This is a genomic window from Rhizobium sp. RU20A (assembly GCF_900155885.1).
In the GTDB taxonomy this organism is placed as follows: domain Bacteria; phylum Pseudomonadota; class Alphaproteobacteria; order Rhizobiales; family Rhizobiaceae; genus RU20A.
The window spans coordinates 1-2500 of record NZ_FTMB01000018.1 but is presented as its reverse complement, the minus strand read 5'-3'; the positions used below and the strand labels follow the sequence as shown (position 1 = coordinate 2500).

The following is a 2500-nucleotide window of genomic DNA, read 5'->3' as shown; positions in this document are numbered from 1 at the left end:
TCGTGAAGAGGGCAACAACCCTGACCTCCAGCTAAGGTCCCCAAGTCATGGCTAAGTGGGAAAGGATGTGAGGATCCCAAAACAACCAGGATGTTGGCTTAGAAGCAGCCATCATTTAAAGAAAGCGTAACAGCTCACTGGTCTAAATAAGGGTCTTTGCGCCGAAAATGTAACGGGGCTAAAGCCATGCACCGAAGCTGAGGCTTAGACATTCTAACGAATATCTAGGGGTAGCGGAGCGTTCCGTAAGCCTGTGAAGGGATACCCGTGAGGGGTCCTGGAGGTATCGGAAGTGCGAATGTTGACATGAGTAACGATAAAGAGGGTGAGAGACCCTCTCGCCGAAAGACCAAGGGTTCCTGCTTAAAGTTAATCTGAGCAGGGTTAGCCGGCCCCTAAGGCGAGGCAGAAATGCGTAGTCGATGGGAACCACGTTAATAATCGTGGGCCTGGTGGTAGTGACGGATTGCGTAACTTGTTCAGGCTTATTGGATTGTCTGGGCGGGGAAGCGGTTCCAGGAAATAGCTCCACCGTATAGACCGTACCCGAAACCGACACAGGTGGTCAGGTAGAGTATACCAAGGCGCTTGAGAGAACTATGCTGAAGGAACTCGGCAAATTGCACGCGTAACTTCGGAAGAAGCGTGACCCCATTTTACGCAAGTATGATGGGGTGGCACAGACCAGGGGGTAGCGACTGTTTATCAAAAACACAGGGCTCTGCGAAGTCTAAAGACGACGTATAGGGTCTGACGCCTGCCCGGTGCTGGAAGGTTAAGAGGAGGGGTGCAAGCTCTGAATCGAAGCCCCAGTAAACGGCGGCCGTAACTATAACGGTCCTAAGGTAGCGAAATTCCTTGTCGGGTAAGTTCCGACCTGCACGAATGGCGTAACGACTTCCCCGCTGTCTCCAGCATAGACTCAGTGAAATTGAATTCCCCGTGAAGATGCGGGGTTCCTGCGGTCAGACGGAAAGACCCCGTGCACCTTTACTATAGCTTTACACTGGCTTTCGCCAAGGCATGTGTAGGATAGGTGGTAGGCTTTGAAGCAGGGACGCCAGTCTTTGTGGAGCCATCCTTGAAATACCACCCTTATCTTCGTGGATGTCTAACCGCGGTCCGTTATCCGGATCCGGGACAGTGTATGGTGGGTAGTTTGACTGGGGCGGTCGCCTCCGAAAGAGTAACGGAGGCGCGCGATGGTGGGCTCAGAGCGGTCGGAAATCGCTCGTCGAGTGCAATGGCATAAGCCCGCCTGACTGCGAGACTGACAAGTCGAGCAGAGACGAAAGTCGGTCATAGTGATCCGGTGGTCCCGCGTGGAAGGGCCATCGCTCAACGGATAAAAGGTACGCCGGGGATAACAGGCTGATGACCCCCAAGAGTCCATATCGACGGGGTTGTTTGGCACCTCGATGTCGGCTCATCGCATCCTGGGGCTGGAGCAGGTCCCAAGGGTTTGGCTGTTCGCCAATTAAAGCGGTACGTGAGCTGGGTTCAGAACGTCGTGAGACAGTTCGGTCCCTATCTGCCGTGGGTGTAGGAATATTGACAGGATCTGTCCCTAGTACGAGAGGACCGGGATGGACATATCTCTGGTGGACCTGTTGTCGTGCCAACGGCATAGCAGGGTAGCTATATATGGAAGGGATAACCGCTGAAGGCATCTAAGCGGGAAACCCACCTGAAAACGAGTATTCCCTATCAGAGCCGTGGAAGACGACCACGTTGATAGGCCGGGTGTGGACGTGCAGCAATGCATGAAGCTTACCGGTACTAATCGCTCGATCGGCTTGATCGTTCTCATTGAAAATGCTCATCGAATGAAATTCGATGAGCCATCTCTTCTGTCCTGACGCTGTCGCGGCTTGGCCGCTTCGCTCCGGACGGGCCGGCCAACGATGGCCGACGGCCTCTGGCCTTGCGGAGCTTTGCTCCGTTGCCCTCAAGAAGAAAAGACGTGTTCATAAGACAAGAAGGCGAAAGCCTTCACCAGCTTCTCGAAAAAATGCGACAGCATCCATGCTTTCCAGTATGGCCGCTTTGGCACCCTTCCGAACGACAGTGAGGAAAAAAGGGTCTGCCAAGGCAAACAGGAAAGCAACGATGCCGTCGGCATCGTTGCGCTTCGCCGACCTGGTGGTCATTGCGGGGAGCCCCCACCCGTTCCCATTCCGAACACGGCCGTGAAATGCCCCAGCGCCAATGGTACTTCGTCTCAAGACGCGGGAGAGTAGGTCGCTGCCAGGTCTGCAAAACGCAACTCAAAATCTTCTCAAAACAAAACAAACGGCCCCTGGCCGACACCAAGGGCCGCAAAAGCGGCCCTTCGTCGTTCCAAACAACGAAAACCGTTCACAGAACACAACTCATTTGGCAAAGCCAAATATCCGCGCATTGGGAAACCAAACGCGCTTGGCGCGGGGTGGAGCAGCCCGGTAGCTCGTCAGGCTCATAACCTGAAGGCCGCAGGTTCAAATCCTGCCCCCGCAACCAA

1 protein-coding gene, 1 tRNA gene and 2 rRNA genes (1 of these 4 cut by a window edge) are annotated in these 2500 nt (G+C 54.4%); 3 read left to right on the top strand and 1 reads right to left on the bottom strand.

Annotation, left to right across the window (positions count from 1 at the left end; translation table 11 throughout):
• Window positions 1–1804, top strand: a 23S ribosomal RNA gene (locus F3H41_RS21105) (it extends 1091 nt beyond the left edge of the window).
• 163 nt (window positions 1805–1967) lie between these two features.
• Here F3H41_RS21105 and F3H41_RS21100 read toward each other — a convergent pair.
• Entirely contained in the window at window positions 1968–2150 is a 183-nt protein-coding gene (locus tag F3H41_RS21100; RefSeq protein WP_149740714.1) for a hypothetical protein, read from the bottom strand.
• Here F3H41_RS21100 and rrf point away from each other — a divergent pair.
• Together rrf and F3H41_RS21090 are read left to right on the top strand one after the other, a co-directional pair.
• Window positions 2139–2253 (top strand): 5S ribosomal RNA (gene rrf / locus F3H41_RS21095). The genes F3H41_RS21100 and rrf overlap by 12 nt on opposite strands.
• Before the next feature lie 169 nt (window positions 2254–2422).
• Window positions 2423–2499, top strand: a tRNA-Met gene (locus tag F3H41_RS21090).
• The last annotated feature ends 1 nt before the right edge of the window (window position 2500 follow it).

Excerpts from the sequence above, each read along its gene's own strand:
- F3H41_RS21100 (WP_149740714.1), bottom strand. The coding sequence starts at position 2,150 with ATGACCACCAGGTCGGCGAAGCGCAACGATGCCGACGGCATCGTTGCT.